Raw genomic sequence first — 3,743 nt, forward strand, 5'->3', positions numbered from 1 at the left:
CGGCCGTTCTCGATCGTCGGATAGCTGCACTCGATTCCGGTCGCGAACATGAACCCGGTCGAGTTCGGCTTGCGCCTCGCCGCCGAGCGCGTGGCGCGGCGCGGCGCGGGCGGAGGCGGCTTGTCGCCGACGCGATAGCCCACGGGGCGGCGGTAAATCGCTCCAACGACCAGACCGAACAGCGCATGGCTGACCACCAGGCTTGCGACATTGGCCACAGTCAGGGGAGCGAAGAACCGGACCAGGCTCAGCGTGAGCTCCGGCGTCTGCGCCCGCATCAGCGAGAGCTCCGGATAGACGACAAGAATGGCGAGCGTCGCCGGAAGCGCCGCGAACACGAGGCCCTGGATCACGGGAGGCCAGCGGAATCGCCCCCAGAAGAAGAAGGCGTAGAACACCGCCCAGCAGACGCCGGTACCGAGGTGAACGAACAGGCCGGCCGCGCCGGCGAGCAACGGAAAGCGGTGGAACGCGACCGAGCTCAGCTCGGCGACGAGGTCGACCGTCGGCAAGCCCGCTCGCGCCGTGGCGAAGGAAAACACCTCCATCACCGCCGCGCCGGCCAGGCCCGCGGCGATTGCCTTTTTGAGGTCGACCACTCGTATCATTACCGAACCGAACGCGGCTTCGGGCGCGCGAGTTCAGATGAAATCCTTGTCAGCAAGGAGGCAGTGGCGATCAGCGCTTTGGCTGCGGCTTCGCAGGCTTGCGCTCGGTCGATTTCGCTCTCGCCTCGTCGCCGGCCGGGCCGCCGGCGCTCCCGGCCTGCATCCCGCCTTCGACTCCGCCCGCGAGCTCCAGATCCTCGATCTGCTCTTCGCTGAGATTCTTCCGGCGCTCGCTTTCGGTCGGATCGTCTGAGTGTTTAGCGTTCATGGCCATTGTCCGCTCCGAAGAACGAGCGGCCGCTGGCGCCGTTCCTCTAGCGGGCCCGGGAGCGGCTCGACGGGCGCAACGCGCCGTTTCGGATGCACTGGTTGAACCCGATCCAGTCGATTCGCGCCGTGGCCCGAGCAGCATTCCTGTTGCACAGATGCACGCGCCATAGCGGCGGCCGATACTTGGCGATGTAGCCGCGCGCGTCCTTCATCGCCTTGAGCTGGCGCCGCTCGCAGCTTTGCTGCCACTGGCAATTGACGCCGATGTTCAGCCTGACCGGATCGTAAATGGGCGCGACAGCATGCGCGCTGCCGCCAGCGATCATGAAAATCAGCGCCGCAAGCGCAGCCTTCGCCCCCATGCCGGGACAAGTGACACGCGCGCCGATGAAGAGCAAGTGTCGGAAATTATAGGAAAATCTTTGTAGCCCAATTGGATACCATGTCTGTTAATGGCATGGTTAACGGCCAGTTGCCTTTCTCGCGCGGCGAGTTGTGATTCGAGCTAGGCAAAAGAAAAGCGGCGGCGCCGATCGGCACCGCCGCCCCTCCCACTGAAGGAAACGATTAGGTCAGCGACGTCGAAACGTTGTTGAACGTGCTGCTCAGCTTGGTGCCGATGTTCGTCATCGCACCGATAGCGGCAACGGCAATCAACGCGGCGATGAGGCCGTACTCGATCGCGGTCGCGCCCTTGTTGTTCTTCAGAAGCTTCACAAACTTGACCATCTCGGGTCTCCCACTGGTCACCGACGAGAAGACAATCCCCGGCCTGCGCCGAAACTCGCGCAGGACCGCCGGAATCTGGGCCTGAGTGGTTGAGGAAGGATTAAAATCCGCGGCTCGGACATGAACCTTCGGTAATCATCTTTCCGGAGTGCCGAACAGGCCGCGCAACCGCTCCGCGAGATCGCGAAGCGGCTTCGTCGCATTGCTCCATTCCGGAGGCAGCGGACTTTGCAGCCGGCGCTGCTGAGTCCCGGCGGACGGGCCGAAGCGGCCGGGGAGCGGCGGCCCGTTCGATCCGTCGACTGCAAGCGCCGAGGTCATGAAGCTGCGCCAGATCTGCGCCGGGACTGTGCCCCCGCTGACCTTTCCCAAGGAGCCGTTGTCGTCGCGGCCGATCCACACGCCGACCACTAGATCCCCGGCGAAGCCCACGAACACGGCATCGCGATTGTCCTGTGTCGTTCCGGTCTTGCCGAAGGTCGGCACTGCGAGCGCCGCGCGGCGGCCGGTGCCGTTGTTCGCGGCGGCATAAAGCAGGTCGAGCATCGGCGCCTGGTCGCGGCGCGGGCTGAGCGTACCGTCACGCCGGAAGAAAGCCGCGAGGCCTTCGGGCGCTGTAGCGTCGGGGAGTCCGCGCGCGGTGACGGGATAATCGCCCGAGACGATCGCCGCATAGGCAGAAGTCAGCTCGAGCAGGCTCACCGCCGCCGTGCCAAGCGAGAGGCTTGGCTTGTCCGGGAGCGGCGTGGTGATCCCGAGGTCGCGCGCGGCGCGGATCACATTGTCCCGCCCGACTTCATGCGCCAGCCGCACCGTCGCCGCGTTGCTGGAGCGCGCGAAGGCTTCGCGCAACGTGATCGGGCCGCGATAGACGTGGTCGTGGTTCTCGGGAGTCCAGCCGTCGATCGTGATCGGCTCGTCCTCGATGATGCTGTCGGGGGTCCATCCCGCGCGGAATGCCGCGAGATAGACGAACAGCTTGAACGCGGAACCCGGCTGCCGACGCGCCTGCGTCACGCGGTTGAACGGCGACTTCGAATAGCTCTTGCCACCGACCATCGCGACGACGCGGCCGTCGGGACGCATGGCGACCAGCGCCGCCTGAGCGCCGGCCGGAGCGCGAGCGACCGCGCGCTCGGCGATTCGCTGCAGCCGCCAGTCGAGCGTGGTTCGGACCTTGATCTCCCCGAAATCGGGCGCCTGCGCCTGCTGCGCGTAGGGCGTCACCCAGTCCGCGAAATAGGAGCCGGTGGGGACGTGGGAAACGTTCGCGACGGCGCGTGCTGGCTTCACAGATGCCGCCCGCGCCGCGCTGATCGCGCCGGTATCCGCCATCGCCTGAAGCACAAGCGCCGCGCGCTTTCTCGCGCCGGCGAGATTGTGCGTGGGAGCAAGCCGCGACGGCGCCTGGACCATGCCCGCGAGCATCGCCGACTGCGCCAGGTTCAGGTCCTCGGGATCGCGGTTGAAATAATGGTGCGCGGCCGCCCGCAGCCCATACACGCCGTCGCCGAAATAGACGCTTGAAAGGTAACGCGAGAGGATTTCCTGCTTGGTGAGCCACGCCTCGAGCCAGAAGGCGATGATCACCTCCTGCGCCTTGCGCTTGATGGTCCGGTCGCGCGACAGGAAGTTGGTCTTGGCGAGCTGCTGCGTGATGGTGCTTCCACCCTCGCGAACGCCCCCGCCGCGCAGGTTGGCGAGCATCGCCCGGGCGATCCCCCGCGGGTCGATGCCCCAGTGGCGGTAGAAGCGGCGGTCCTCGATCGCGACGAACGCCGCCGGCGTCAGCGGGTTGAGCTTGGTGACGTCGACCGGGGCTTCCTTGATCGCGCCTCTTCGGGCGATCGGATGGCCGTCGGCGCTCACCAGGAGCAGCGCCGGGTCCTGCAGCGGCTCGAGAGCGCGCGACAGCGGCGCCGTGATCACCAACCACAGCAAAGTGACCAGGATGACCGCCGAAATCGAATAGAGGTAGATCGGCCAGCGGCGGCGCTTCCGCGGCTGTTCTTCCGCGGGAACAGCATCCGCTTCCGACTGAATCCGGGCAGCCGGCGCGAACGGGTCCGGCAGCTCTTCGACCGGCACTCCACCGCGGCTCCAGATCGTGTCGCTGTCGGCCAACCTCTATTTCCC

Annotated in this window: 5 protein-coding genes; all 5 read right to left on the reverse strand. The window is 66.4% G+C overall.

Annotation, left to right across the window (positions count from 1 at the left end; all coding sequences use genetic code 11):
- Positions 1–599: DUF6789 family protein (locus VFT73_RS05510; protein WP_326409162.1), on the reverse strand; the 599-nt coding region annotated here is incomplete at its 3' end.
- Between the two features lie 79 nt (positions 600–678).
- Positions 679–882 (reverse strand): hypothetical protein, encoded by a 204-nt coding sequence (locus VFT73_RS05515; protein WP_326409163.1) that lies wholly within the window; start codon positions 880–882, stop codon positions 679–681.
- A 40-nt stretch (positions 883–922) separates the two neighbouring features.
- Complete coding sequence (locus tag VFT73_RS05520; RefSeq protein WP_326409164.1) at positions 923–1,276, reverse strand: hypothetical protein; 354 nt, start codon at positions 1,274–1,276, stop codon at positions 923–925.
- A 169-nt stretch (positions 1,277–1,445) separates the two neighbouring features.
- Positions 1,446–1,607 (reverse strand): Flp family type IVb pilin, encoded by a 162-nt coding sequence (locus VFT73_RS05525; protein WP_326409165.1) that lies wholly within the window; start codon positions 1,605–1,607, stop codon positions 1,446–1,448.
- Between the two features lie 135 nt (positions 1,608–1,742).
- Positions 1,743–3,731, reverse strand: coding sequence for a transglycosylase domain-containing protein (locus tag VFT73_RS05530; RefSeq protein WP_326409166.1), 1,989 nt, complete (start codon positions 3,729–3,731; stop codon positions 1,743–1,745).
- Between the last annotated feature and the right edge of the window lie 12 nt (positions 3,732–3,743).

Origin of the sequence: Sphingomonas sp., from assembly GCF_035758555.1 — a bacterium.
In the GTDB taxonomy this organism is placed as follows: domain Bacteria; phylum Pseudomonadota; class Alphaproteobacteria; order Sphingomonadales; family Sphingomonadaceae; genus Sphingomonas_B.